17 protein-coding genes are annotated in these 23,618 nt (G+C 72.5%); 13 read left to right on the top strand and 4 right to left on the bottom strand.

Annotated elements, in window-relative coordinates; genetic code table 11:
• The first annotated feature begins 41 nt into the window (after positions 1–41).
• From AB0B45_RS33235 to AB0B45_RS33210, 6 genes are all read left to right on the top strand, one after another.
• Positions 42–1,562, top strand: a complete 1,521-nt coding sequence (locus AB0B45_RS33235; protein ID WP_358138648.1) for a carboxyl transferase domain-containing protein — start codon at positions 42–44, stop codon at positions 1,560–1,562.
• A 2-nt stretch (positions 1,563–1,564) separates the two neighbouring features.
• Positions 1,565–3,487 (top strand): biotin carboxylase N-terminal domain-containing protein, encoded by a 1,923-nt coding sequence (locus AB0B45_RS33230; protein ID WP_358138647.1) that lies wholly within the window; start codon positions 1,565–1,567, stop codon positions 3,485–3,487.
• A gap of 5 nt (positions 3,488–3,492) precedes the next feature.
• The gene (locus tag AB0B45_RS33225) at positions 3,493–4,398 is read left to right on the top strand and encodes a hydroxymethylglutaryl-CoA lyase (RefSeq protein WP_358138645.1); all 906 of its coding nucleotides are present in this window, start codon (positions 3,493–3,495) and stop codon (positions 4,396–4,398) included.
• 5 nt (positions 4,399–4,403) lie between these two features.
• Positions 4,404–5,540: an acyl-CoA dehydrogenase family protein gene (locus tag AB0B45_RS33220; protein WP_358138643.1), complete on the top strand. Its 1,137-nt coding sequence runs from the start codon at positions 4,404–4,406 to the stop codon at positions 5,538–5,540.
• An 80-nt stretch (positions 5,541–5,620) separates the two neighbouring features.
• A complete protein-coding gene (locus AB0B45_RS33215; RefSeq protein WP_358138641.1) occupies positions 5,621–6,055 on the top strand; it encodes a GNAT family N-acetyltransferase in 435 nt (144 codons plus the stop codon).
• A gap of 33 nt (positions 6,056–6,088) precedes the next feature.
• Positions 6,089–9,253 carry an AAA family ATPase gene (locus AB0B45_RS33210; RefSeq protein ID WP_358138639.1) on the top strand — a complete coding sequence of 1,055 codons (3,165 nt, stop codon included), beginning with the start codon at positions 6,089–6,091 and terminating at the stop codon, positions 9,251–9,253.
• A gap of 67 nt (positions 9,254–9,320) precedes the next feature.
• Here the strand turns inward: AB0B45_RS33210 and AB0B45_RS33205 are convergent, their stop codons facing one another.
• From AB0B45_RS33205 to AB0B45_RS33190, 4 genes are all read right to left on the bottom strand, one after another.
• Complete coding sequence (locus AB0B45_RS33205; RefSeq protein ID WP_358138637.1) at positions 9,321–11,561, bottom strand: hypothetical protein; 2,241 nt, start codon at positions 11,559–11,561, stop codon at positions 9,321–9,323.
• Positions 11,562–11,630: 69 nt separating this feature from the next.
• Complete coding sequence (locus AB0B45_RS33200; protein ID WP_358138635.1) at positions 11,631–12,557, bottom strand: sugar kinase; 927 nt, start codon at positions 12,555–12,557, stop codon at positions 11,631–11,633.
• Positions 12,554–13,480: a pseudouridine-5'-phosphate glycosidase gene (locus AB0B45_RS33195; protein ID WP_358138633.1), complete on the bottom strand. Its 927-nt coding sequence runs from the start codon at positions 13,478–13,480 to the stop codon at positions 12,554–12,556. Before AB0B45_RS33195 ends, AB0B45_RS33200 begins: the two co-directional genes overlap by 4 nt.
• A 93-nt stretch (positions 13,481–13,573) precedes the next feature.
• The gene (locus tag AB0B45_RS33190) at positions 13,574–14,605 is read right to left on the bottom strand and encodes a putative sulfate exporter family transporter (RefSeq protein WP_358138631.1); all 1,032 of its coding nucleotides are present in this window, start codon (positions 14,603–14,605) and stop codon (positions 13,574–13,576) included.
• Positions 14,606–14,675: 70 nt separating this feature from the next.
• Here AB0B45_RS33190 and AB0B45_RS33185 point away from each other — a divergent pair, with 70 nt between their 5' ends.
• The 7 genes from AB0B45_RS33185 to AB0B45_RS33155 all read left to right on the top strand — a co-directional run bounded on the left by AB0B45_RS33185 (position 14,676) and on the right by AB0B45_RS33155 (position 23,126).
• On the top strand, positions 14,676–15,566 hold the full coding sequence (locus AB0B45_RS33185; protein ID WP_358138629.1) for a LysR substrate-binding domain-containing protein: 891 nt from the start codon (positions 14,676–14,678) through the stop codon (positions 15,564–15,566).
• 40 nt (positions 15,567–15,606) lie between these two features.
• A complete protein-coding gene (locus tag AB0B45_RS33180; RefSeq protein WP_358138627.1) occupies positions 15,607–17,100 on the top strand; it encodes an NAD(P)/FAD-dependent oxidoreductase in 1,494 nt (497 codons plus the stop codon).
• A 33-nt stretch (positions 17,101–17,133) separates the two neighbouring features.
• Entirely contained in the window at positions 17,134–17,829 is a 696-nt protein-coding gene (locus AB0B45_RS33175) for a response regulator transcription factor (protein ID WP_358138625.1), read from the top strand.
• Entirely contained in the window at positions 17,826–19,193 is a 1,368-nt protein-coding gene (locus AB0B45_RS33170) for a HAMP domain-containing sensor histidine kinase (RefSeq protein WP_358138623.1), read from the top strand. The genes AB0B45_RS33175 and AB0B45_RS33170 overlap by 4 nt, the downstream gene beginning before the upstream one ends.
• A gap of 45 nt (positions 19,194–19,238) precedes the next feature.
• Positions 19,239–20,411, top strand: coding sequence for a bifunctional glycosyltransferase family 2/GtrA family protein (locus tag AB0B45_RS33165; protein WP_358138621.1), 1,173 nt, complete (start codon positions 19,239–19,241; stop codon positions 20,409–20,411).
• Positions 20,408–22,411, top strand: coding sequence for a glycosyltransferase family 39 protein (locus tag AB0B45_RS33160; protein WP_358138619.1), 2,004 nt, complete (start codon positions 20,408–20,410; stop codon positions 22,409–22,411). Before AB0B45_RS33165 ends, AB0B45_RS33160 begins: the two co-directional genes overlap by 4 nt.
• 73 nt (positions 22,412–22,484) lie before the next feature.
• Positions 22,485–23,126 (top strand): TetR/AcrR family transcriptional regulator, encoded by a 642-nt coding sequence (locus AB0B45_RS33155; RefSeq protein WP_358138617.1) that lies wholly within the window; start codon positions 22,485–22,487, stop codon positions 23,124–23,126.
• Positions 23,127–23,618 lie beyond the last annotated feature (492 nt).

Genomic DNA, 23,618 nt, shown 5'->3' with positions numbered 1-23,618 from the left:
CATTCTAGACACAGACGTTAATGATGATTAACCTTCAGGGCATGTTCAAGCGCAACGCCGAGGTCAACGAGCGGCTGGCGGCCGAGCTGCGCGAGCGCCTGGCCGAGGCCGCGAAGGGCGGCCCCGAGCGGTCCAGGCAACGCCATGTCGAGCGCGGCAAGCTGCTACCGCGCGACAGGGTGGACGGGCTGCTCGACCCCGGGTCCCGATTCCTGGAGCTGTCGCCGCTGGCGGCCAACGGCCTCTACGACGACCAGGCGCCCGCCGCGGGCATCATCACGGGAGTGGGCAGGGTGTCGGGCCGCGAGTGCGTGGTCGTCGCCAACGACGCGACGGTCAAGGGCGGCACGTACTACCCGCTGACCGTCAAGAAGCACCTGCGCGCGCAGGAGGTGGCGCTGCAGAACCACCTGCCCTGCCTCTACCTGGTCGACTCGGGCGGCGCGTTCCTTCCCAAGCAGGACGAGGTCTTCCCCGACCGCGAGCACTTCGGCCGCATCTTCTACAACCAGGCCACGATGTCGGCGCGCGGCATTCCGCAGATCGCCGCCGTCCTCGGCTCGTGCACGGCGGGCGGCGCCTACGTCCCCGCGATGAGCGACGAGGCCGTCATCGTGCGCAACCAGGGCACGATCTTCCTCGGCGGTCCCCCTCTGGTGAAGGCCGCGACAGGCGAGGAGGTCACCGCGGAGGAGCTCGGCGGGGGAGACCTGCACGCCCGCGTCAGCGGCGTCACCGACCACCTGGCCGAGGACGACGCCCACGCGCTGGCGATCGTCCGCGACATCGTCTCCACGCTCGCGCCCAGGTCGGCCCCGCCGTGGGAGCGCCAGGCCGCTCAGGAGCCCGACCTCGACCCGCAGGAGCTGTACGGCATCGTGCCGCCCGACACCCGCACGCCGTACGACGTGCGCGAGGTGGTGCGCAGGATCGTCGACGGCTCCCGCTTCCTCGAGTTCAAGGCCGAGTACGGCACGACGCTGGTCACCGGGTTCGCCCACATCCACGGCCACCCCGTCGGGATCATCGCCAACAACGGCATCCTGTTCGCCGAGTCGGCGCTGAAGGGCGCGCACTTCATCGAGCTGTGCGACCGGCGGCGCGTCCCCCTGGTCTTCCTGCAGAACATCAGCGGCTTCATGGTCGGCAAGGCCTACGAGGCGGGCGGCATCGCCAAGCACGGCGCGAAGATGGTGACCGCGGTGGCGTGCGCGCGCGTGCCCAAGTTCACCGTCGTCATCGGCGGCTCCTTCGGGGCGGGCAACTACGCGATGGCGGGCAGGGCCTACTCCCCGCGCTTCCTGTGGATGTGGCCGAACGCCCGCATCTCGGTCATGGGCGGCGAGCAGGCCGCCAACGTGCTCACCACCGTCGGCACCGCGGACGCCGACGCGATCAGGGCCCAGTACGAGGACCAGGGCAACCCCTACTACTCCACGGCCCGGCTGTGGGACGACGGCGTGATCGACCCGATCGACACCCGCACCGTCCTGGGGCTCGGCCTGTCCGCGGCGGCCAACGCGCCGCTCGAACCCGTCGGCTACGGCGTCTTCCGGATGTGATGATGTTCAGCACCGTACTGATCGCCAACCGGGGCGAGATCGCCGTCCGGATCATCAGGACGCTCCGCGCCATGGGGATCACCTCTGTCGCGGTCTATACCGAATCCGACGCTTCGGCGCTGCACGTGCGCCTGGCCGACCAAGCCCTCCAAGTCCCGAAATATCTGGACATAGAGGCATTGATCGCGACCGCCAGGGCGTCGGGCGCGCAGGCCGTCCACCCCGGCTACGGGTTCCTCGCCGAGAACGCCGCGTTCGCCCGCAGATGTGCGGCCGAGGGGCTGGTCTTCATCGGGCCGCCCGCCGAGGCGATCGAGGCCATGGGCGACAAGATCCGCGCCAAGCGGACCGTCGAGGGGGCGGGCGTGCCCGTCGTGCCCGGCGGGATCGGCGCCGACCTGGAGACGTGGACCGACTTCCCCGCGCTGATCAAGCCCTCGGCGGGCGGCGGCGGCAAAGGCATGGTGCTGGTGCGCGCGGCGGCCGAGCTGCCCGAGGCGCTCGCCTCGGCCCGCCGTACGGCGGAGGCGGCCTTCGGCGACGGCACCCTGCTCATCGAGCGCTACATCGAGAACCCCAGGCACATCGAGATCCAGGTGCTCGCCGACACCCACGGCACCGTCGTCCACCTCGGCGAGCGCGAGTGCAGCCTGCAGCGCAGGCACCAGAAGATCATCGAGGAGGCGCCCTCGCCCTTCGTCACCGACGCGATGCGCGAGGGCATGGGCGCCGCGGCCGTCGAGGCGGCCCGCTCGGTCGGCTACACGGGCGCGGGAACCGTCGAGTTCATCGTCGACGGAGTCTCCGGCGACTACCACTTCATGGAGATGAACACCCGCCTGCAGGTCGAGCACCCCGTCACCGAGCTGGTCACCGGGCTCGACCTCGTGGAGCTCCAGCTGCGGGTGGCCGCGGGCGAACCGCTCCCGTTCGGCCAGGACACGGTTCGGCTGCGCGGCCACGCCGTCGAGGCGCGCGTCTACGCCGAGGATCCCGCCCGCGGCTTCCTGCCCACCGGCGGCAGGGTGCTCGCCCTGCGCGAGCCCACGGCCGTCAGGGTCGACTCCTCGCTGGCCGAAGGCGTGGTCGTCGGCAGCGACTTCGACCCGATGCTGTCGAAGGTGGTCGCCTGGGGCGAGGACCGCGCCACGGCGCTGCGAGCACTGGACAGGGCGCTGGCCCAGACGGCGGTGCTGGGGGTGACGACGAACATCCCGTTCCTGCGGGCACTGGCCGCGCACCCCGACGTCGTCGCGGGCAGGCTCGACACCGGCCTGGTCGAGAGGGTCCTGCCGTCGCTCGAACCGACCGTCTCCGTCCCCGACGACGTGCTGGCCGCCGCGGCGCTGCTGTTCCACACCACGCCGCCCGCCACGGACCCGTGGGAGGTCGCCGACGGCTGGCGGGTGGGCGGGCGGGTGTGGACCACCTGGCGGCTGGAGTCCAGGGACGGCGTCCACGAGGTCGCGGTGCGCGGCCTGCCCGCCTCGGGCGCCGAGGTCCGCACGGAGACCGGGGCCACGCCCGCGAGAGCGGTCGTCGAGGGCGGCGAGCTCGCCGTCACCCTCGGCGGTCGCGTCCTGCGGTTCGTCATGTTCCGCGACGGCGACACGCTGTGGCTCGGGCGCGAAGGCATGGCGTGGACGCTCACCAGGCACCGCATCGGCGACCCGGGCGACAGGCCAGGAGGCACGGTCGGAGCCGACGGGATCGTGCGCAGTCCCATGCCCGGCACCGTGCTGCTGGTCAAGGTCGCGCCCGGCGACCAGGTGAGTGAAGGGCAGCCGCTGGTGGTCGTCGAGGCGATGAAGATGGAGCACACCGTCACCGCCCCCGTCCAGGGAACGGTCACCGAGCTGCCTGTCAGGGCGGGACAGCCCGTCGACATGGACGCGGTGCTCGCCGTCGTCTCTTCGGAGGATTGAGCCGCATGCCGTATCGGATGGATGGACTTCCCGAGAGGGTCACGGTCTACGAGGTGGGGCCGCGCGACGGCCTGCAGAACGAGAAGGCCGTCGTCCCCGTCGAGGTCAAGGCCGCCTTCATCGACAGGCTCGCCGACGCCGGGCACACCGTGATCGAGGCGACCAGCTTCGTCCACCCGAAGTGGGTGCCGCAGCTGGCCGACTCGGGCGAGCTGCTGGCCATGCTGGAGCGCCGCCCCGGCATCCGCTACCCGGTGCTGGTCCCCAACGAGCGCGGCCTGGACAGGGCGCTGGAGAGCGGCGCCGACGAGGTCGCCGTCTTCGCCAGCGCGACCGAGACCTTCGCCAACAAGAACCTCAACCGCGGCCTGGACAGCCAGTTCGAGATGTTCGAGCCGGTCATCGGCCGCGCCCTGGCCGCAGGGGTCAAGGTGCGCGCCTACGTGTCGATGGTCTTCGGCGACCCCTGGGAGGGGCCGACGCCGATCGAGCAGGTCGTGCGGGTCGGCACCAGGCTGCTCGACCTCGGCTGCCACGAGCTGTCGCTCGGCGACACGATCGGCGTGGGCACTCCCGGCCACGCCACCGCGCTCATCGAGGCCTTCGATTCGCCCGACCGGCTCGCGGTCCACTTCCACGACACCTACGGCCAGGCGCTGGCCAACACGCTTGCCGCGCTCAGGGCAGGCGTCACCGTCGTCGACGCCTCCACCGGCGGCATCGGCGGCTGCCCCTACGCCGAGTCCGCGACAGGCAACCTCGCCACCGAGGACCTGGTGTGGATGCTGCAAGGACTCGGCGTCGACACGGGACTCGACCTCGGCAAGCTCGTCGCCACCAGCGTCTGGCTCGCCGAACGGCTCGGCCGTCCCAGCCCGTCCCGGGTCGTCCAGGCCCTCTCGAAAGGCTGAAAACCATGCTCAACGACGAGTACGAAGAGCTGCGCAAGACCGTCGAGGGCTTCGCCCGCGACGTGGTCGCCCCCGTGATCGGCGACTTCTACGAGCGCGAGGAGTTCCCCTACGACATCGTCCGCCAGATGGGCGCCATGGGCCTGTTCGGCCTGCCCATCCCCGAGGAGTACGGCGGCATGGGCGGCGACTACTTCGCGCTCTGCCTCGCGCTGGAGGAGCTCGCGCGGGTCGACTCCAGCGTGTCGATCACCCTTGAGGCGGCCGTCTCCCTCGGTGCCATGCCGATCTACCGGTTCGGCACGGCCGAGCAGAAGGCCCAGTGGCTGCCCGAGCTGACCTCGGGACGGATGCTCGGCGCCTTCGGGCTGACCGAGCCTGGCGGCGGCAGCGACGTGCCTGGCGGCATGCGCACCACCGCCGTGCTCGACGGGGACGAGTGGGTGATCAACGGCACGAAGGCGTTCATCACCAACTCGGGCACCGACATCACCGGCGTGGTCGCCGTGGCCGCGCTGACCGGCGAGCGGGAGATCTCCACGATCCTGGTGCCCGCGGGCACGCCCGGCTTCACCGTGTCGAAGAAGTACTCCAAGGTCGGATGGAACGCCTCCGACACCCGCGAGCTGTCCTTCGCCGACTGCCGCGTGCCGTCCGCCAACCTGCTGGGACAGCGGGGCAGGGGCTACGCGCAGTTCCTGCAGACGCTCGACGAGGGGCGCATCGCGATCGCCGCGCTGAGTGTCGGCCTGGCGCAGGGCTGCGTGGACGAGTCGCTGCGCTACGTCCGCGACAGGCGCGCATTCGGCCACCCCATCGGCCACTACCAGGCCATCCAGTTCAAGGTCGCCGACATGGAGGCCCGCGCCCACACCGCCAGGCTGGCCTACTACCACGCCGCCTCGCTGATGATGGCCGGCAGGCCCTTCAAGAAGGAGGCGGCCATCGCCAAGCTGGTCTCGTCCAACGCGGCCATGGACAACGCCCGCGACGCGACGCAGATCTTCGGCGGCTACGGGTTCATGAACGAGTTCCCCGTCGGCCGCTTCTACCGCGACGCGAAGATCCTGGAGATCGGCGAGGGCACCAGCGAGGTGCAGCGGATGCTGATCGCCAGGCAGCTCGGCATGGCCGACCTCTGAGGCCCCGATAGAGGACATATGCTCCTGAGTCTGGAGTTCCGGATTGGACGACCCAGTGGGAACGATTTATGGTCCACCTCATGACCTCAGACGATCTGCACATTCGGAGGGCGGAGCCGAGCGACGCTGATGAGATCTTCGCGCTTGCGCGGGAGTTCGGGCTGACCTTCAGGCCCGAGCGTGCGGCCTTCGACCTGGCCTTCCCGCAACTGCTGCAGAACAAGGACGCGCTGGTGCTCACCGCGGTGGCCGAGGGCCGCGTCCACGGCTACCTGCTCGGCTACGTGCACCTGACGCTGTTCGCCAACGGGCCGGTCGCCTGGGTGGAGGAGGCCATGGTGCAGACCGGGTTCCGCAGGCAGGGCATAGGCCGCGGCCTGCTGGAGGAGTTCGAGGTCTGGGCGCGGGAGAAGCAGGCGGGCTACGTCGCCCTCGCCACCCGCCGCGCACCCGAGTTCTACCGGGCGCTGGGCTACGAGCAGTCGGCGAACTTCTACCGCAAGGTCCTGCGCTGAGTTCCGTCGGTGTCTGATGGCATCCTGTTGGGCGTGAGCATCAATATGGTGAGCCCGCAGTTCGTCGGCCGCGCCGACGAACTGGCCGCTCTTGAGTCGGCGCTGCGCCGTGCCCGCGAGGGGGCGTCCTCCACCGTCCTGGTCGGCGGGGAGGCCGGGGTCGGCAAGACCAGGCTGATCCACGAGTTCACCGAGCGCGTCACCGATGCCAGGGTGCTCATCGGCGGCTGCCTCGAGCTCGGCACCGACGGCCTGCCGTTCGCCCCCTTCACCGCGGTGCTCCGCAGGCTCGTGCGAGACCTCGGCCGCGACGAGATCGCCGCGCTGGTGCCAGGCGGCTCCACCAGGGGCCTCGGCCGGCTGCTCCCCGAGTTCGGCGAGCCCGAGGGTGACGGGCCCGAGGCGCGCGCCAGGCTGTTCGAGCAGGTTCTCGGCCTGCTGGAGGGGCTGGCCGAGCGGGAGCCCACCGTGCTCATCGTGGAGGACACCCACTGGGCCGACCGCTCCACCCGCGACCTGCTGTCCTTCCTCGTGCGCTACCAGCGCTCCGACCTGCCCCTGCTGATCATCGCCACCTACCGCGCCGACGACCTGCACCGCACCCACCCCCTTCGGCCGCTGCTGGCCGAGCTCGGGCGGGTCGCCTGGGTCAGGCGCTTCGAGCTGCGCAGGCTGAGCCGCCGCGAGGTCGTCGAGCAGGCCGTCGCCATCCTGGGCGGGCTGCCCGGCAGGCTCGACGTCGACGACATCTACTCCCGCAGCGAGGGCAACCCGCTGTTCGTCGAGGCGCTGCTGGCGGGCGACGGGCACGACAGCGTCCCCGAGTCGCTGCGCGACCTGCTGCTGGTCAGCGTCGAGCGGCTGCCCGACGACACCCAGGAGCTGCTGAGGGTGGCCAGCGCGGGCGGCGCGCGCATCGACCACGCGCTGCTGACCGCCGTCGCGGGGCTCGACGACGGCGCGCTGTCCAGGGCGCTGCGCCCGGCCGTGGCGGGAAACGTGCTGGTCGTCGATGGCGAGGGCTACTCCTTCAGGCACGCGCTGATCCGCGAGGCCGTCCATGACGACCTGCTGCCGGGCGAGCGCACCCGCCTCCACACCCGCTTCGCCAGGACGCTGGAGGACAATCCGCTGCTGCTCCCCGCCACCAGGGCCGCGATCGAGCTGGCCCACCACTGGCACGCCGCCCACGACGTCAGGCCCGCGCTCGTCAGCGCGTGGCGCGCGGCGGCCGCGGCACGCAAGGCCACCGCCTACGACGAGCAGCTCACCATGCTCACCAGGGTTCTGGAGCTGTGGGAGCAGGTGCCCGACGCCGCCGAGCTCATCGAGACCTCCTACATCGACGTGCTGCGCGCCAAGATCATGGTCTCCCACCTGGCGGGGGAGTTCGAACGGGCCATCTCGCTGTCCCGGGCGGCTCTGCGCCTGGTCGACGCCGACAGCGACCCGATCACCACCGCCAAGCTCCTCCGCCTCAGGGGCCTGGCCAGCTACGACCTCGGCCGCAAGGGATACGTCGACGACCTGCGCACGGCGGCGGGCCTGGTGCCAGCCGCGCCGCCGACGCCGCTGCGCGCCAAGATCCTCGAAGCCCTGGCCCGCATGCTCAACACGCCGGACGTCTGGGCGGAGAAGGAGGCGCACGCCGAGGAGGCGCTGCGCCTGGCCCGCCAGATCGGCGACCCCACCACGGAGGCGCACGCGCTCATCACGCTGACCTGGACCCACAGCCACAACGCCGAGGCCGACCAGCGGCAGCTCGGCGACTACACCGAGGCCAGGCGGGTCGCCGTCGCGGCGGGCGCCTACAACGCGTTGATGCGGGCGGCCATCTCAGAATCCGACACGCTGGAGGGATGGGGGCTCCACGAGGCGGCCACCGTCGTCGCCAGGCGAGGCATCGCCCAGGCCGAGGAGTACGGCCTGGCGCGCACCTCGGGCGCGTTCCTGGCGATCAACCTGGCGGAGCCGCTGGTCTCGCTCGGCCGGTGGGACGAAGCGCTGGAGGTCGTCGAGCACGCGCTCGACCTGTCGCCGCCGCCGCCGTACCGGGCCAGCCTGCTGGGGTTCAGCGCCGATATCGCGCTCGCGCGCGGCGACGCCGACCGGGCGGAGACGATGTTCAATGAGGCCGCGGGGCTGCTGTCCATAGGCTTCTACCGTGACCAGACCATCCTCCCCAACCTGGGCAGGGAGCTGGAGATCCAGCTGGCCAGAGGGCGGCAGGAGGACGCGCTCGAGGTGATCGCGCGGGCGCTGCGCACCCAGGACCTGCCGGCCAACCCGCGTTACGCCTGGCCGTTCATGGTGGCCGCGATCCACGCCCTCACCGCCGCCCCGCCGCGGGGCCTGGCCGGCTGCGCGGGCTCGAGCGCCGCGCCGCTTCCTGACGGTCGGTACGGCCTCGCCGACCCCGTCGAGCCGGTGCCGTCCGCCGACGAACTGGTGGCGGCGCTGCGCGCCGTGGCCGCCAAGGTCGACGTCAAGGGTGACCTGCAGCGGGCGCTGAGCCTCACCTTCGCGGCGTCCCTCGCGGGCGACATGGCGGCGTGGGACCAGGCGGCGGGGGCGTGGCAGGCATTGGACCAGCCGTACGAGCGGGCCATGGCGCTGCTCAGCGCGGCCCACGCCGCCGTCTCCGACCCTTCGGCCCTCACGGGCGGCACCTCGGGGCCCGGCGCCCCGGGCGGCTCTTCAGGCTTGGGCAGCTCTTCGGCCTCGGGTGGGTCCTCGGCCTCGGGTGGCTCTTCGGGCTCGGGGTCTTCCGGCTCGGGTGGCTCTTCGGGCTCGGGTGGGTCTTCGGGCTCGGGTGGGTCCTTGGGCTCGGGCGGCGCGGCGAGTGGCAGGGAGGCGGCGGCCGAGCGGTTGTCCGTGGCGCGGGCGCTGGCCGAGCGCCTGCTCGCCGCACCGCTGCTGGCGGAGATCGACTCGCTGGCCCGGCGGGCGCGCATCTCGCTGACGGGGGAGGCGCCGGTCGAGGACAGCAGGCTGGGGCTGACCGCGAGGGAGTTCGAGGTGCTCAAGCTGGTCACGGGCGGGCTGAGCAACAAGGAGATCGCGGGCGAGCTGTTCATCTCGGTGAAGACGGTCAGCGTCCACGTCTCCAACATCCTGGGCAAGCTGGGCGCCGCGTCCCGTGGCGAGGCGGCGGCCACCGCCCACCGCCTCCACCTGTTCGACATCCCCGCTCCCTGAACCTCCGCCCCTCGTGCGCGCGGGGGGAGGGGAGAGGGCTCTTGAGGAGTCGAGGGCCCCGGAGGGGTCAGCTGGTGAGCTGGGCGTCGAGGCGGTAGCCGTCGACGGTGACGTAGACCTGGTCGCCCGGCCTGGCGTTCAGGCGCATCAGGACCGGCTGCAACGAGTCGAAGACCGGCTGCTGGTCGCGCCATACGAGGACGACCGCGTTGTCGCCTGGGCCGGTCACCGACAGCAGGGTGCCCGGCCGCATGCCGAGCTGGGCCGCGTACCCCTCGGGGACGGCCACGGGGCCGCCGCGCAGGTGTTCGGGGGTCACGTCGATGCGCTGCCAGCGGCGCGGGTCGGAGGAGGGGCTCGGCGGCGGAGGCGGCGGTGAGGATGGGGCGCCCGCCAGCAGCGGGGGCGGCGCGGAACCTCCGGCCAGCAGCGGCGAGCGCCCGCCCGACAGCGCCGACAGCGTCGCCAGGGCGGCGCTTGGGTCGATCTGCCCCTGGGGCGTGGGCGGGACGGGCTGCCCGCCTCTGCGCTGGTGGCCGTTGGCCCCCGGCGTACGGCGCGGCAGCGGCTGCTGGACGTCGGGCTGGGCGGAGGCCATCTCCATGGGCGTCTCGGTGGGCAGGGCGTCGAGCCACGCCTTGGCGGAGTGCCGTCTGATACCGAGCTCGCCGAGCAGCTCCTCCACGTCGGCGTCGGCCGGATGGGCGGCGAGCAGCTGCCTGGTACGCGCCTGCAACCCGGTCAGGTCGCCGACGACGAGCCAGCCGTCCTGCAGTCGGCGGTCGGGCATGAGCGTGACCAGCACGCGCCACAGCGGGCTGCGCAGGGTGGGCACGATGACGGGGTGCGCGGGGTCGGCGCCGATCAGCTGTTCCTCGGTGGCCGCGGTGCCGAGCCACTCGGTGAGGCGGAACATGTGCCCGGTGACGGGCGCGGACTCCGAGGAGCGCAGCCAGTGCAGCACGCGTTCCTCGGCGTTGCGCTGGGCCTGGGACAGCACGTCCCTGTCGACCAGGAGTTTGTGGGCGAGGGTGCGCAGGGTGTCGGGCTCGGCCGCGAACAGGCGGTTGACCGCGACCGCCAGCTCCAGGCGATCGAAGGAGCGGAACAGGCCGTCGACCACGCGGACCATCGGGTAGTCGTCGTCGGGCGCGCCCGCGGGAGCCGACGCGGCCGGTGCGGCGAGGGGCTGGCTCGGGTAGGAGCCGCCCTGCGCCTGCGCGGCGAACGGCGACGTCTGGCTCGGCGGGGGAGTGGCCGCCCCTGGCCGGCCTGGCAGGGGAGCACCCGCGCCCTGCCCTGGCGCGCCCGGCTGACCGGGAGCTCCACCGTGCTGGCCTGGCGCGTCGGCAGGCTGGCCCGGCACGCCTGGCTGGCCTGGCGCGCCGGAGGGCCCGGAAACGGGCTGCCCTGGGGCGCTGGAGGGTTGACCGGGCGCGCCGCCGGGCTGACCAGGCTGGCCGCCCCCGGGCTGGGCGGGGAAGGAGCCCGTGGAGGTCCTGCCTGGCACGGCGGGGAAGGAGCCGGTCGAGGGCCCGCCGCCAGGCTGGGCGGGGGAGGAGCCGGTGGAGGTCCTGCCTGGCACGGCGGGGAAGGAGCCGGTCGAGGGCCCGCCCGGCACGGCGGGGAAGGAGCCGGTAGAGGGGCCGCCAGGGGCCGGCGATCCGGGGGCGCCTGGGCGCGCGGCGGTGGGGTCCTGCGCGCCGGGTCGCTGGGGAAGCCCTGGAGCCTGGGCGCCCGGCCGCTGGGGCTGACCGGCGGGCTGCTGGCCCTGCTGAGGGGCGAAGAACCCGCCCTCAGGCGGCTGCGAGGGAGTCTGCGGGCGCTCCGCCGGTCGCTGAGGGAGCGCTCCCGCGGGACGTACGGCTGAAGCGTCCGACGTCGCGGGGATCCGCCCCAGAACTTCTCTGAACACCGATTCCACCACGACCTCGGTCGAGGCCGACGTGGTGGGCGAGCCCAGATCTCCGGTGCTCAACCGGCGCAGCACCCGCCAGCCGCCGAGGTCGGCGATCACCGTCCTGGCGGGTTCGGGCCAGCCGGGCAGTGAGGGATCGACGTGATGCACGTGCAGCGCGGGCAGCACGTCGGCCAGCGGCAGATGGTCCCACCGGGAGGCGGCGAGCCGCGCGAGCCGCTCGCACATCCACTCCACGCCGGTGGTGCCGAGCGCCCGCGACAGTGAGAGCGAGCCCCACCAGCCGGCGGGGAGGCGAGGGTCGGCCAGGGCTTCGGCGACCTGCTGAGGACGACTCCAGCGCAGCGCTGGGACCAGGTCGCTCAGGCAGATCGATGACTCGACGTCCATCGGCGGACCGCATCCTCCCCAGAAAGTTGTGACGCGTGTGGCTAATGGTGCAGCCTACGTCGCAAGCTATCAATCGGTGTGAATAGGGTAAAGACGGTTGGAACCCAAACCGTACCGTGGGCGGCCTCCGACGATGGCCACAGCGTCGGCCCCCGCGTCGCACCCTGCCTCGAGAGATGCCAGGTCATCGGCACCGGCGAGCATCGCCGTGAGAAAACCCGCGGCGAACGCGTCTCCCGCTCCTGTGGAGTCGACCACGGCGCGTTCCCTGCCCTTGGTCGTGGCGGTCACACGTCCGTCCCTGGCCAGGATCGCGCCGTTCGCGCCGAGCTTGACCACCGCGGTGCCGTACCGGCCGCTGAGACGCTCGGCGGCGGCCTCGGGGGAGTCGGCGCCGCTCAGCAGGAGCGCCTCATCCCTGTTGGGGATGACCAGTCCCGCATGCGCGGTCTCGGTGAGGAAGCGCTCGACGCCGAACTCGCGGAGAGGGCCGGTCGAGGCGGGGTCCACGCTGATCGAGAGGTCCAGCGCCGCCGCCGACCTCATGGCCAGCCTGGCGAGCTGGAGCCCTGGCTCGGCGAACAGCGTGTAGCCGGAGATGTGCAGGTGGCGCACGCCGTCCAGCAGGTCGGGCGACCAGTCGTCGGCGGAGATGTGGCCGCCGGCGCCGCGGTTGGTGAGCATGGAGCGCTCGCCCGTGACGTCGACCATCGCGATGACCACGGCGGTCGGGTGGTCGGGATCCACGCGCACGTGCGGGCGCACGCCCACCTTGGTCAGCTCGGCGGTGTGCCACTCGCCGGTGTCGAAGCCCACCCTGGTCAGCAGGCGCGAGTCGGCGCCCAGGTGGGCGGCCCACGAGGCGGTGTTCGCGCCCGAGCCGCCAGGCCGCAGCACGATGTCGGCCGCGGTGTCGGTGCCCGTGCTGACCGGGGCGCCGTGGATGGCGACGACGTCGGTGACGACGTCGCCGATCACCAGGAGTCCGGTGTTCATCCCCGTGCCCACGCGACCGCGATGTCGCTGGCGACGCGGACGTTGCCGCGGACGGCGGCGAGGTTGGCCTCCAGGGAGGCGCCGTCGGTGCCGCGCACCAGGTAGGACAGCAGGAACGGGGTGATGGCCTGGCCGGTCACGCCCTCACGCTCGGCGGCGGCCAGCGCCTCGGCCAGCACGCGGTCGTGCAGCGCGGGGTCGAGCTGCTCGGCCACCGGCACGGGGTTGGCGACGATCAGCGCGGTCTCGGGCCCGCCGAAGGCGTCCTGGCCGCGCATGATGGCGGCGGCCTGCTCCGGCGACTCGATCCGCCAGTCGATCGGCTCGCCGGAGCTGTGGAGGTAGAAGCCGGGGAAGGTGTCGGTGCGCAGGCCGGCGATGGTGACGCCGCGCGTCTCCAGCCGCTGCAGCGTGGCGGGCACGTCGAGGATCGACTTCACGCCCGCGCAGACGATGGTGATGCGGGTGCGGGCGAGGGTGTCGAGGTCGGCCGACTCGTCCTGCTCCTGCGTCCAGCCGCGGTGCACGCCGCCGAGACCGCCGGTGGCGAAGATCCGGACGCCGGCGCGGGCGGCGAGGAACGAGGTCGCCGACACGGTGGTCGCGCCGCTGGCCCCGAGGGCGGCGGCGACGGGGAGGTCACGCTGACCCAGCTTGCGCAGGCCCGGCTCGGTGGCGATGCGCACCAGCTCGTCCTCGTCCAGACCGATCTTCGCCACTCCGTCCAGCACGGCGATCGTCGCGGGCACCGCGCCCGCCTTGCGGACGATGTCCTCCAGCTCCCTGGCGACCTCCAGGTTCCGGGGCTGGGGCAGGCCGTGGGAGATGATCGTGGACTCCAGGGCCACCACGGGCGCTCCGGAGGCGAGCGCCTCCGCGACCTCGGCGGACGGGCGGAGGATGGGGTCAGTCGTGCTGGGCATGAGGTGGTTCGTGCTCCTTGGACGCGTGGTGCTGGTTCTTCTGGAACGGGCCAATCGCCGGGAAATGTTCCAAAAGGAGCAGGTTACCCCTGGTCAGACCAGCAGCGCCACGCCGCCCAGCGAGAGCGTGACGATCATGGCGGTCGCGATGCCGCCGAGCAGCAGCGCCCTGCCGCCCTTGGCGAGTTTGCGCACGTCGATGCCGGTGCCGAGACCGAACAGCGCGGCGGCCAGCAGCAGGCCGCTGACCTGGGGCGCGACGTCGGTGATCGGCTGCGGGACCAGTCCCGTGGCACGTACCGCGACCATGAGCAGGAAGCCGAGCACGAACAGCGGGACGAGCGGCGTGGACCGCCTCCCGGAGACGCCCACGCCCTGGCCGCGCAGGCGCAGCGAGGTCAGCGCCACCAGCGGCGCGAGCAGCACCACCCTGGCCAGCTTCACCGTGACCGCCACGGTGAGCACGGCGGCGCCGCCCGCCGCGCCGATCGCGGCGACCTGGGCGACCTCGTGCACCGACGCGCCCGCCCACACGCCCAGCTGGTGCGCGGTCAGGCCGAGCCACGAGCCCATGAGGGGCAGCAGCGCGATCAGCGCCGTGCCGTACAGGACGACCACGCTCAGCGCGCTGGCCACGTCGTCGTCGTCGCTGACGCCGCCCTCGCCGCCCGTGGCCTCGTGCATGCCCGCCACCGCGGCGGCGCCGCAGATGGAGACGCCGGTGGCGACCAGCAGGGAGGTGCCCTGCGACAGGCCGAGCCGCCGGCCGATCAGGGGGGTGAGGGTGAAGGTGACGCCGGTGGCGAGCGCGATGACCGCCAGGGGCTGCCAGCCCAGCGCCAGCACGTCCGGCACCGCGATCTGCACGCCGAGGACGACGATCGCGACGCGCAGGACCGTCCGGGCGGCGAACCTGACGCCCGGCGCGAGCGCGGATCCCACGCCGACGGTGTTGGCCAGCGCCGCACCCGTGATCACCGCCACGATGGCCGGGCTGACCACCGGCACCAGCCTGTTCACCACCAGTGCCACGACGACCGCGGCGGCGGTCAGGCCCAGCCCGGGCAGCAGCGCGCGCACGGTGCCCGAGGCGGGGGCGGTCGGCGCGTTGGCGGTGAGAGTCATGCTCCCAGTCTTCGGGGCGGCGGGGCCCGCCAGTAGACCGATCTTGACTGGGAGGTCATAGCCTAAGGCTATGAGTGAATTGCCCGACTTGGAGTCACTGCGGCTCCTGGTCGACGTCGGCGAGCTGGGCAGCCTCGGGCAGGCGGCCAGGGCCGCGGGCGTCGCGCAGCCCTCGGCCAGCAAGCGCATCGCCAGGCTCGAACGCCGCCTCGGCGTGCCGCTGCTCGAACGCACGCCCCGCGGCTCGGCGCTGACCGCCGAGGGTCGCATGGTCGCGGGCTGGGCGGCGCAGGTGCTGGACGCGGCGCACGAGTTGATGCGCGCGGTCGAGGCGGTACGGCAGGGCGAGGCCGCGCAGCTCCACGTCGCCGCCAGCATGACGGTGGCGGAGTACCTCGTGCCACGCTGGCTGGGCGAGTTGCAGAGCCGCGAGCCCGACATCCAGGTGGGGCTCGACGTGATGAACTCCGCCGACGTGGCGGCACGGGTGCTCGGCGAGAAGGTCGAGCTGGGCTTCGTGGAAGGGCCCGCGGTGCCGGACGGGCTGGCCAGCAGGGTGGTGGCCACCGATCGGCTGGTGGTCGTGGTCGCGCCGGGGCATCCGTGGGCGCGCCGCCGTACGGCGCTGCGGGTGGCGGAGCTGGCGGGCACCCCGCTGGTGGTGCGCGAGCCCGGCTCGGGCACCAGGGAGACGCTGGACCGCGCCTTCGCGGGCCAGCGCGTCGCCAGCCCCCGCCTCGAGCTCGGCTCGAACGCGGCCGTGAAGGGCGCGGCCCAGGCGGGGGCGGCGCCCGCGGTGCTGAGCGGGCACGCGGTGGAGGCCGAGGTGGCCACGGGACGGCTGATCGAGGTGCCGCTGGCGGGGCTCAACCTGGTGCGCAACCTGCGGGCGGTGTGGCGGCGCGGCAGGTCGCTGACCGGACCCGCCGCCACTCTGCTGGCGATCGCCTCCCGCCCGTGACACCTTGACGATATGGTCAATTTCAGGACAAATAGGTCGCATGTCATATGACGTCGTGATCGCAGGCGCCGGGCACAACGGCCTGGTCGCCGCCGCCTATCTGGCCAGGGCAGGGCGCAGCGTCCTCGTCCTCGAACGGCAGGACCACGTGGGCGGCCTGGCCATCTCCACCAAGGCCTTCCCCGGCGTGGACGCCCGGCTGTCGCGTTATTCCTATCTCGTCAGCCTGCTCCCCACGAAGATCGTCAAGGATCTGGGACTCCGCCTCGAACTGCGCAGACGGCGCTACGCGTCCTACACGCCCGTCGGGGACGGCGGGCTCCTCGTCGACAACGCCGACGAGGAACGCACGGCCGCCTCGTTCAGGCGCGTCACCGGCGGCGAGTCCGACTACCGGGCATGGCAGGAGTTCTACGCCATGACGGCGCGCGTCGCCGAGCGGGTCGCGCCCACCCTCCTCGAGCCGCTGCGCTCCGCGGACGAGCTGCGCGAGGTGGTCGGGGACGAGGTGGCCTGGCGCGACCTGTTCGAGCGGCCGATCGGGCAGGTCGTCGACGAGCGGTTCGCCGACGACACCGTGCGGGGGGTGGTGCTGACCGACTCGCTCATCGGCACGTTCGCCGACCCGGCGGAGGATCTGCTGGCCAACAGGTGCTTCCTCTATCACGTGATCGGCGACGGCACGGGCGAGTGGAACGTGCCGGTCGGCGGGATGGGCGCGGTCACCGGGGCGCTGGAGGAGTCCGCGAGGCAGGCGGGCGCCACCATCAGGACGGGCGCGGAGATCGTGGGGATCGACCCCTCGGGCGAGGTCACCTTCCGCGACGCGGAGGGGGAGCACGCGGTCAACGGCGAGAGGGTGCTGGTCAACCTGCCGCCCGCCGTACTCGACCGGCTGATGGGACGCTCGCCGGTGACCCCCGAAGGCGCGCAGCTCAAGGTCAACATGGTGCTGAGCAGGCTGCCCAGGCTCAAGGACCAGGACGTCGACCCGCGCGCGGCCTTCAGCGGCACCTTCCACATCAACGAGAGCCGCGAGCAGCTCGCGCGCGCCTACGCGCAGGCCGCGGGCGGTGCGGTGCCCGACCTGCCGCCGGCGGAGGTCTACTGCCACTCGCTCACCGACCCCTCCATCCTGGGGCCGGGGCTGAAGGCGGAGACGATGACGCTGTTCGGCCTGCACATGCCCGCCAGGCTGTTCCCGAAGCATCGGGACGAGGCGGTGGCCGCGACGCTGCGGTCGATCAACTCCGTCCTCGCCGAGCCGCTGGAGGACTGCCTGCTCACAGGACCCGACGGCGAGCCGTGCATCGAGGCCAAGACCCCGCACGACCTGGAGACCGAGGCGGGGCTGCCCGGCGGGCACATCTTCCACCGGGACCTCACCTGGCCGTACGGTGAGGCCGGTACCTGGGGCGTCGAGACCGAGCACCCGCGCATCCTGCTCTGCGGCGCGGGCGCCAGGCGCGGCGGCGGCGTCAGCGGCATTCCAGGACACAACGCCGCGATGGCGCTTCTGACCGGTCCTTCATGACGTTCTCATGAAGGCGGTCTACCGTTGGTGACCATGAGTGATGGCGCGCGGTTGCTGGTGGTGGACGACGAGCCCGCCCTGCGGGAGGCGCTGCAGTCCAGCCTGGAGTTCGAGGGGTACCAGGTCTTCGCCGTCTCCGACGGCCAGGCCGCGCTCGACGAGCTGGCCCGCGAGAGCTACGACGCCGTGCTGCTCGACGTGATGATGCCACGCCTGGACGGCCTGACCGCGTGCCGCAGGCTGCGCGCGGGCGGCGACCACGTGCCCGTGCTCATGCTCACCGCCCGCGACGCCGTCGGCGACCGCGTCTCGGGTCTCGACGCGGGGGCCGACGACTACCTCGTCAAGCCCTTCGAGCTGGACGAGCTGCTGGCCAGGGTCCGGGCGCTGCTGCGCCGCAGCTCGCTCGGCGGGCAGGCCGCGGACGACGCGCTGACCTTCGGCGACCTGCGCATGGACGGCTCCACGCGCGAGGTCACCAGGGGCGGGCGCCGTCTCGACCTGACCAGGACCGAGTACCTGCTGCTCGAACTGCTGCTCACCCACCCGCGCCAGGTGCTGACCAGGGAGCAGATCCTGACCGAGGTGTGGGGCTTCGACTTCGAGCCGACCTCGAACTCGTTGGACGTCTACGTGATGTACCTGCGGCGCAAGCTGGAGGCCGAGGGCGAGCCCCGGCTGATCCACACCGTTCGAGGAGTGGGGTACGTGCTGCGGGCCACCACGTGAGACGACGCAGCCTGCGCTCGCGACTGACACTGCTGGTGACACTGGCGGTGGCGGCCGCGATCGCCGTTTCGGCGATCGGCTGCTACCTGATCGTCCAGCACGAGCTGTACGTGCAGCTCGACCGCACCTTCGACGAGCAGAGCAGGAAACGACCCGAGGCGAAGCTGCACGACGTCGACTGGCTGCTCGAAGAGTGCCAGTCGTTCCCCCAGGACACAGGGCACTACGGCCGTCCGCAGGCGGCGACCCAGGTGGTCTACGCCGACGGGCGGCCGAACTGCTACTACGGCGCCGCGCTCACCATCACCCCCGAGGTGCGTCAGGTCGCCGCCCACGGGGGCTCGGCCCTCTTCAACGGCACCACCGTTGCGGGCAAGCCGGTACGCGTCTTCGTCGAGAGCCCCGTGCGGGGGATGGCCATCATGGACACCAGGCCGCTCGGTGAGCTCCTGGGCACCCTGCGCACGCTGACGGTCCTGCTGACCACTGTCGCCGCCATCGGCGTGCTCGGGGCGGCCTCCGCGGGCCTGCTCATCTCCCGTACGGCCCTGCGCCCCGTCGGCCGCCTCACCAAGGCCGTCGAGCACATCGCCAAGACCGAGGACCTCAACACCACCATCCCCGTCGACGGCACCGACGAGATCGCCAGGCTCAGCCGCTCCTTCAACGCCATGACCGCCGCCCTCGCCGGGTCCCGCGAGCGCCAGCAGCAGCTGGTCGCCGACGCGGGACACGAGCTGCGCACCCCGCTCACCAGCCTGCGCACCAACATCGACCTGCTGCTGCGCAGCGAGCACACCGGCAGGCCCATCGAGCCCAAGGCCAAGGAGCGCCTGCTCGTCAACCTCAAGGCGCAGTTCGAGGAGCTGTCCACGCTGGTCGGCGACCTGCTGCAGCTCTCGCGCGGCGAGTCCGACCACGAGCCGCACGTCAAGCTGGCCTTCCACGACGTCGTCGACGCCGCCGTCGCCCGCGCCAGGCTGCGCGGTGCCGACGTGACCACCGACCTCGATCCCTGGTACGTCGAGGGCCACCCCTCCTCGCTCGAACGCGCCGTCATGAACCTGCTCGACAACGCCGCCAAGTTCAGCCCAGGCGGCAAGGTCGAGGTGGAGCTGCGCCGAGGCGATCTGACGGTCCGCGACCACGGTCCCGGCATCCCCGCCGAGGAGCTGCCGCACGTCTTCGAGCGGTTCTGGCGCTCGCCCTCGGCCCGCAGCCTGCCCGGCTCGGGGCTCGGGCTCGCCATCGTGGCGCAGGCCGTACAGGAGGCCGCGGGAGAGGTACGGCTGGACAACGCCCCCGGTGGCGGCGCGGTCGCGCGGATCAGCCTGCCCGGATCGCCCGTTCTCACCCAGTCTTAAGAGCGACCTCAGTCATGTCCAAGGCGAGATCGCGACCTTGTACGCATGAAGACAGCAATCAGGACGCGCCTGGTCGAGGTGGTCGTCCCGGTCCACAATGAGCAGCGGGCGTTGCCGGTGTGCGTGGCCAGACTGCACGAGCACCTCACGACGTCCTTCCCCTACGGCTTCCGCATCACGATCGCCGACAACGCCAGCTCGGACGCCACCTGGCCGATCGCGCAGGAGCTGGCCGCGCACTACCCCGGGGTGCGGGCCGTCCACCTCGAGGAGAAGGGGCGCGGCAGGGCGCTGCGCAGCGTGTGGGCGGGCAGCGACGCCGACGTCGTGAGCTACATGGACGTCGACCTGTCGACCGACTTGGGCGCCTTCCTGCCGCTGGTCGCGCCGCTGCTGTCGGGCCACAGCGACCTGGCGATCGGCACCAGGCTGGCCAGGACGGCCAACGTGGTGCGCGGGCCCAAGCGCGAGTTCGTCTCCAGGGTCTACAACCTGCTGCTGCGCGGCGTCATGGGCGCCGGGTTCTCCGACGCGCAGTGCGGCTTCAAGGCCGCGCGCACCGAGATCGCGCAGGCGCTGCTGCCCGCTGTCGAGGACCAGGAGTGGTTCTTCGACACCGAGCTGCTGCTCCTGGCCGAGCGGCACGGACTGCGCATCCACGAGGTGCCCGTCGACTGGGTGGACGACCCCGACAGCAGGGTCGACATCGTGAAGACGGCCATGGACGATCTGAGGGGCATGGCGCGGGTCGCCCGCAAGGCGCTGTCGGGGGCGGCCAGCATCCCGGTCCCGCCGCGCGTCCAGCAGGCTGAGCTGCCCAAGGGCATGGCGCGCCAACTGTCCAGCTTCGCCGTCATCGGCGTGGTCAGCACGGTCAGCTACCTGTCGCTCTACTCGCTGCTGCGCCTGCTCGTGCCCGCCCTCGTCGCCAACGCCGTCGCACTGTTCACGACGGCCGTGGCCAACACCGCCGCCAACCGCCGCTTCACCTTCGGCGTGAAGGGAAGCACGGGCGCGCTGCGCCACCAGGTCGAGGGGCTGGTCGCGTTCTTCGTCGGGCTCGCGCTGACCACGGGCGGACTGGCCATGGTGCCCGAGGGCGCCCCGCACTGGGCGGAGCTGATGGCCGTCATCGTCGCCAACGCTCTCGCCACGCTGGTGCGCTTCCTGCTGCTGCGGGTGTGGGTCTTCAACCCGAAGCGGAGGAACGGCCGATGACCGTCACCACGCCACCCGCCCGCGGGGCCGAGGCCAGGAGGGGACGGCCCGCGCGCGCCTTCCTCGGCTCCGGCGACGATCCGCGCTGGTCGCGGCCGGCGCTGTGGGGCGTGCTCGCGGTCGCCTTCGTCCTGTACGCGTGGGCGTCGAGCGGCATGGCCAACGAGTACTACTCCGCCGCGATCCTGTCGGGCACCAAGGGCTGGAAGGCCTTCTTCTTCGGCGCCCTCGACCCGGGCTCGTTCATCACTGTCGACAAGCCGCCGCTCGCGCTCTGGGTGATGGGCCTGTCGGCGCGGATCTTCGGGTTCGGCACGTGGAGCATGCTGCTGCCCCAGGCCGTGGCGGGCGTGGCCGCGGTCGCCGTCGTCTTCTCCGCGGTACGGCGCAGCGCGGGCCACGCCGCGGCGCTGGTCGCGGCGGTCGTCATGACGCTGACGCCGATCACGGTGGCCATCAACCGCGACAACAACCCCGACACCGTCCTCGTGCTGCTCCTGGTGAGCGCCGCGTGGTTCGCCCTGGAGGCGATCAGGAGGGGACGGCTACGCCTGCTGCTGTGCGCGCTGCTGGTGGGCCTGGCGTTCAACGCCAAGATGCTGCAGGCCTACCTGGTGGTGCCCGCCTTCGTCGTGGCGTACGCGGTGTGCGCGCCGGCGCCGTTCCTTCGGCGGATCCGGCACCTGCTGGCGGCGGGGGTCGTGCTGGCGGTCTCCAGCGCGTGGTGGATGGTGGTCGTCGACCTGTGGCCCGCCGCGTCACGGCCGTACGTGGGCGGATCGACGGACAACTCGGTGTGGGACCTGGTCATCGGCTACAACGGGCTTGGCCGGATCTTCGGTCAGGGCGGCGGGCGGGGCGGCCCCTCCTTCGGCGGCGAGTCGGGGGCGGGGCGGCTGTTCAACGACGTCATGGCGGGGCAGATCTCGTGGCTGCTGCCGTTCTGCGCCGTGGCGCTGGTGTTCGCGGCCCTCAACCGGCGGACGCTGCGGGAGCACGGCGCGGCCTGGCTCGTATGGGGCGGCTGGCTGCTGGTCCACTACGCGGTGTTCAGCTTCTCCAGCGGGACCTTCCACCCGTACTACGCCACCGCGCTGGCTCCGGCCGTGGCCGCGGTGACGGGGATGGGCGGCGTGCTGATGTGGCGGGGCTACAGGGAGTCGAGGGCGTGGGCGTGGGTGCTGCCGGCGGCGGTGGCGCTGACCGGGGCGTGGGCGTTCGTGGTGCTGCGCCGTACGAACGAGTTCGTGCCGTGGCTGGCGTGGGCGGTGGCCGTCGCGGCGGCGCTCGCGGTCGCCGGGCTGGTGGTCGCGAGGCTGAGGGCCGGTCGGCTGCGCGCCGGCGGAGCGGGGCGGCGGACGGCGTGGTGGCCGGCCGCGGGGGCGGTGGTCGTGGCGCTGTTCGCCGGGCTGGCGGGGCCCGCGGCGTACGCGGTGACGACGCTGGGCTCGCCGGTCAACGGGACCAACCCGACCGCGGGGCCTTCGAGCGGCATGGGTCGCTTCGGCCAGGGCAGCCCCGGCGGGTTCCCCGGCCGGCCCCCGGGGCAGCAGGGCCAGGACGGCCCGCCTCTCACGGGCCAGCCCAGCCCGCCTCTCACGGGCCAGCCCGGCCAGGACGGCCAGGACGGCCAGCCCGGCCAGGACGGCGACCGGATGCGGGGTGGCGGTGGTCCAGGGCGGGAGGTCGACGCCGAGCTGACCGCCTACCTGGAGCAGCACCAGGAGGGCGCCACCTGGCTCGTCGCGGTCGGGAGCGCGGGACAGGCCTCCTCGCTCATCCTCGAGACCGGAAAGCCCGTGATCGCGATGGGCGGCTTCACCGGCTCCGACCCGGCGATGAGCGTCGACCGGCTTCGGGAGCTCGTCGCCTCGGGACGGCTGAAGTACGTCCTGAGCGGCGGCGGGCAGGACAGGGGCAGCGCCGAGGTCACCGCGTGGGTGCGGGAGAACTGCGCGCCGGTGGACGGCCACGAGGGCCTGTACCGCTGCGCCTCGTGACGCCACGTGAGCGCCCATGACCCATGGCGGCCTCGGGCGCCGACCGTTCCTGGCCATCGGCTACTCTTGGCCGGTGCGACGTGCGGACGGTGCCCGAGGCAGCAGGGCGGACCAGGCTGACCAGCGCAGGGCCGAGCTGCTGGAGGCCACCCGCAAGGTCGTGCTCGAACGCGGCCTGGCCAACACGCGAGTCGCTGACATCGCCAAGGCGGTCAACGTCAGCGGCGGGCTCATCCACTACCATTTCGCCACCAAGGACGAGCTGATCACCGCCATGCTGCGGGCCACGCTCGACATCGAGAGCGCCCGGCTCGACCAGCTCGTCACCGGCGAGGGCGGCGCCGTCGAACGCCTCGACAGGGTGCTGCGCTTCTACATCCCGCAGTCGCGGTCCGACCAGAGCTGGCTGCTGTGGATCGACGCGTGGAACGCCGCGCTCAGGGAGCCCGCGGTCCGCACGATCGTGCTGGAGCTGGAGACGACGTGGCTGCGCGCCCTGGAGCAGGTGATCTCCGAAGGGGCCGACACGGGTGAGTTCACCTGCGAGGACCCCGCGGGGGCGGCCGAGCGCATCGACGCGATGCTGGACGGGCTCATCATCCGCTACACGCTGCACCCGAACGTGCTGTCGCGGCCCCGGCTGCTCGAACACGCGCACATGGCCGCCGCCCGAGAGGTCGGCATCTCCCCAGGCGCCTTCGCCTCCCGGCCCTGACTCCTCCCGGCCCTGACGCCCCTCCCGGCCCTGACTCCTCCCGGCCCTGACGCCTCCAGCCGTGATCCCGCCGACTGCGATCCCACCGGCCGTGAACAGGACCGCCCCGGAACGCGCGGGCCTGGCCTGCGCGGTGCTCGGGGCCCTGCCGTCGGTCGGCGGGTAGGACGCCAGGTCGGCCTCCCCGCTCCTGACGGCCGGCGTCCGCGCCTGCCCGTCGGGCACGAACCGCACCTCGACCCCTGCCAGCCACACCTCGCCTCCCCAGTAGCCGGGATCCATGGCCAGGACCAGCCTCCGGGAGTCGAGGGCTCTTCACCTCGAACGGCCCGGTGACCCTCGAAGGGCGGCCCTGGAGGGAGGTGGGGCAGAGCTGCCTGTTGAGCGCGGTGAGAATGGGCTCTGGCTCACTTTTGATGATCAGTGACGCAGGGTGAGTCAGGCGGAGGATCCGGGGCAGCGTACGGTGCGTCGCGATCTTGTAACTAGGTC

It is taken from the genome of Nonomuraea sp. NPDC049152, from assembly GCF_040648355.1.
GTDB lineage: Bacteria > Actinomycetota > Actinomycetes > Streptosporangiales > Streptosporangiaceae > Nonomuraea.
Note: the sequence above shows the minus strand (reverse complement) of the source record. Positions and strands in the feature narration are given on the sequence as shown.

Bases quoted from the DNA above. Each gene is read 5' to 3' on its own strand.
- AB0B45_RS33235 (WP_358138648.1), top strand. From the start codon at position 42: ATGTTCAAGCGCAACGCCGAGGTCAACGAGCGGCTGGCGGCCGAGCTG.
- AB0B45_RS33230 (WP_358138647.1), top strand. From the start codon at position 1,565: ATGTTCAGCACCGTACTGATCGCCAACCGGGGCGAGATCGCCGTCCGG.
- AB0B45_RS33225 (WP_358138645.1), top strand. From the start codon at position 3,493: ATGCCGTATCGGATGGATGGACTTCCCGAGAGGGTCACGGTCTACGAG.
- AB0B45_RS33220 (WP_358138643.1), top strand. From the start codon at position 4,404: ATGCTCAACGACGAGTACGAAGAGCTGCGCAAGACCGTCGAGGGCTTC.
- AB0B45_RS33215 (WP_358138641.1), top strand. From the start codon at position 5,621: ATGACCTCAGACGATCTGCACATTCGGAGGGCGGAGCCGAGCGACGCT.
- AB0B45_RS33205 (WP_358138637.1), bottom strand. From the start codon at position 11,561: ATGGACGTCGAGTCATCGATCTGCCTGAGCGACCTGGTCCCAGCGCTG.
- AB0B45_RS33200 (WP_358138635.1), bottom strand. From the start codon at position 12,557: ATGAACACCGGACTCCTGGTGATCGGCGACGTCGTCACCGACGTCGTC.
- AB0B45_RS33195 (WP_358138633.1), bottom strand. From the start codon at position 13,480: ATGCCCAGCACGACTGACCCCATCCTCCGCCCGTCCGCCGAGGTCGCG.
- AB0B45_RS33190 (WP_358138631.1), bottom strand. From the start codon at position 14,605: ATGACTCTCACCGCCAACGCGCCGACCGCCCCCGCCTCGGGCACCGTG.
- AB0B45_RS33185 (WP_358138629.1), top strand. From the start codon at position 14,676: ATGAGTGAATTGCCCGACTTGGAGTCACTGCGGCTCCTGGTCGACGTC.
- AB0B45_RS33180 (WP_358138627.1), top strand. From the start codon at position 15,607: ATGTCATATGACGTCGTGATCGCAGGCGCCGGGCACAACGGCCTGGTC.
- AB0B45_RS33175 (WP_358138625.1), top strand. From the start codon at position 17,134: ATGAGTGATGGCGCGCGGTTGCTGGTGGTGGACGACGAGCCCGCCCTG.
- AB0B45_RS33165 (WP_358138621.1), top strand. From the start codon at position 19,239: ATGAAGACAGCAATCAGGACGCGCCTGGTCGAGGTGGTCGTCCCGGTC.
- AB0B45_RS33160 (WP_358138619.1), top strand. From the start codon at position 20,408: ATGACCGTCACCACGCCACCCGCCCGCGGGGCCGAGGCCAGGAGGGGA.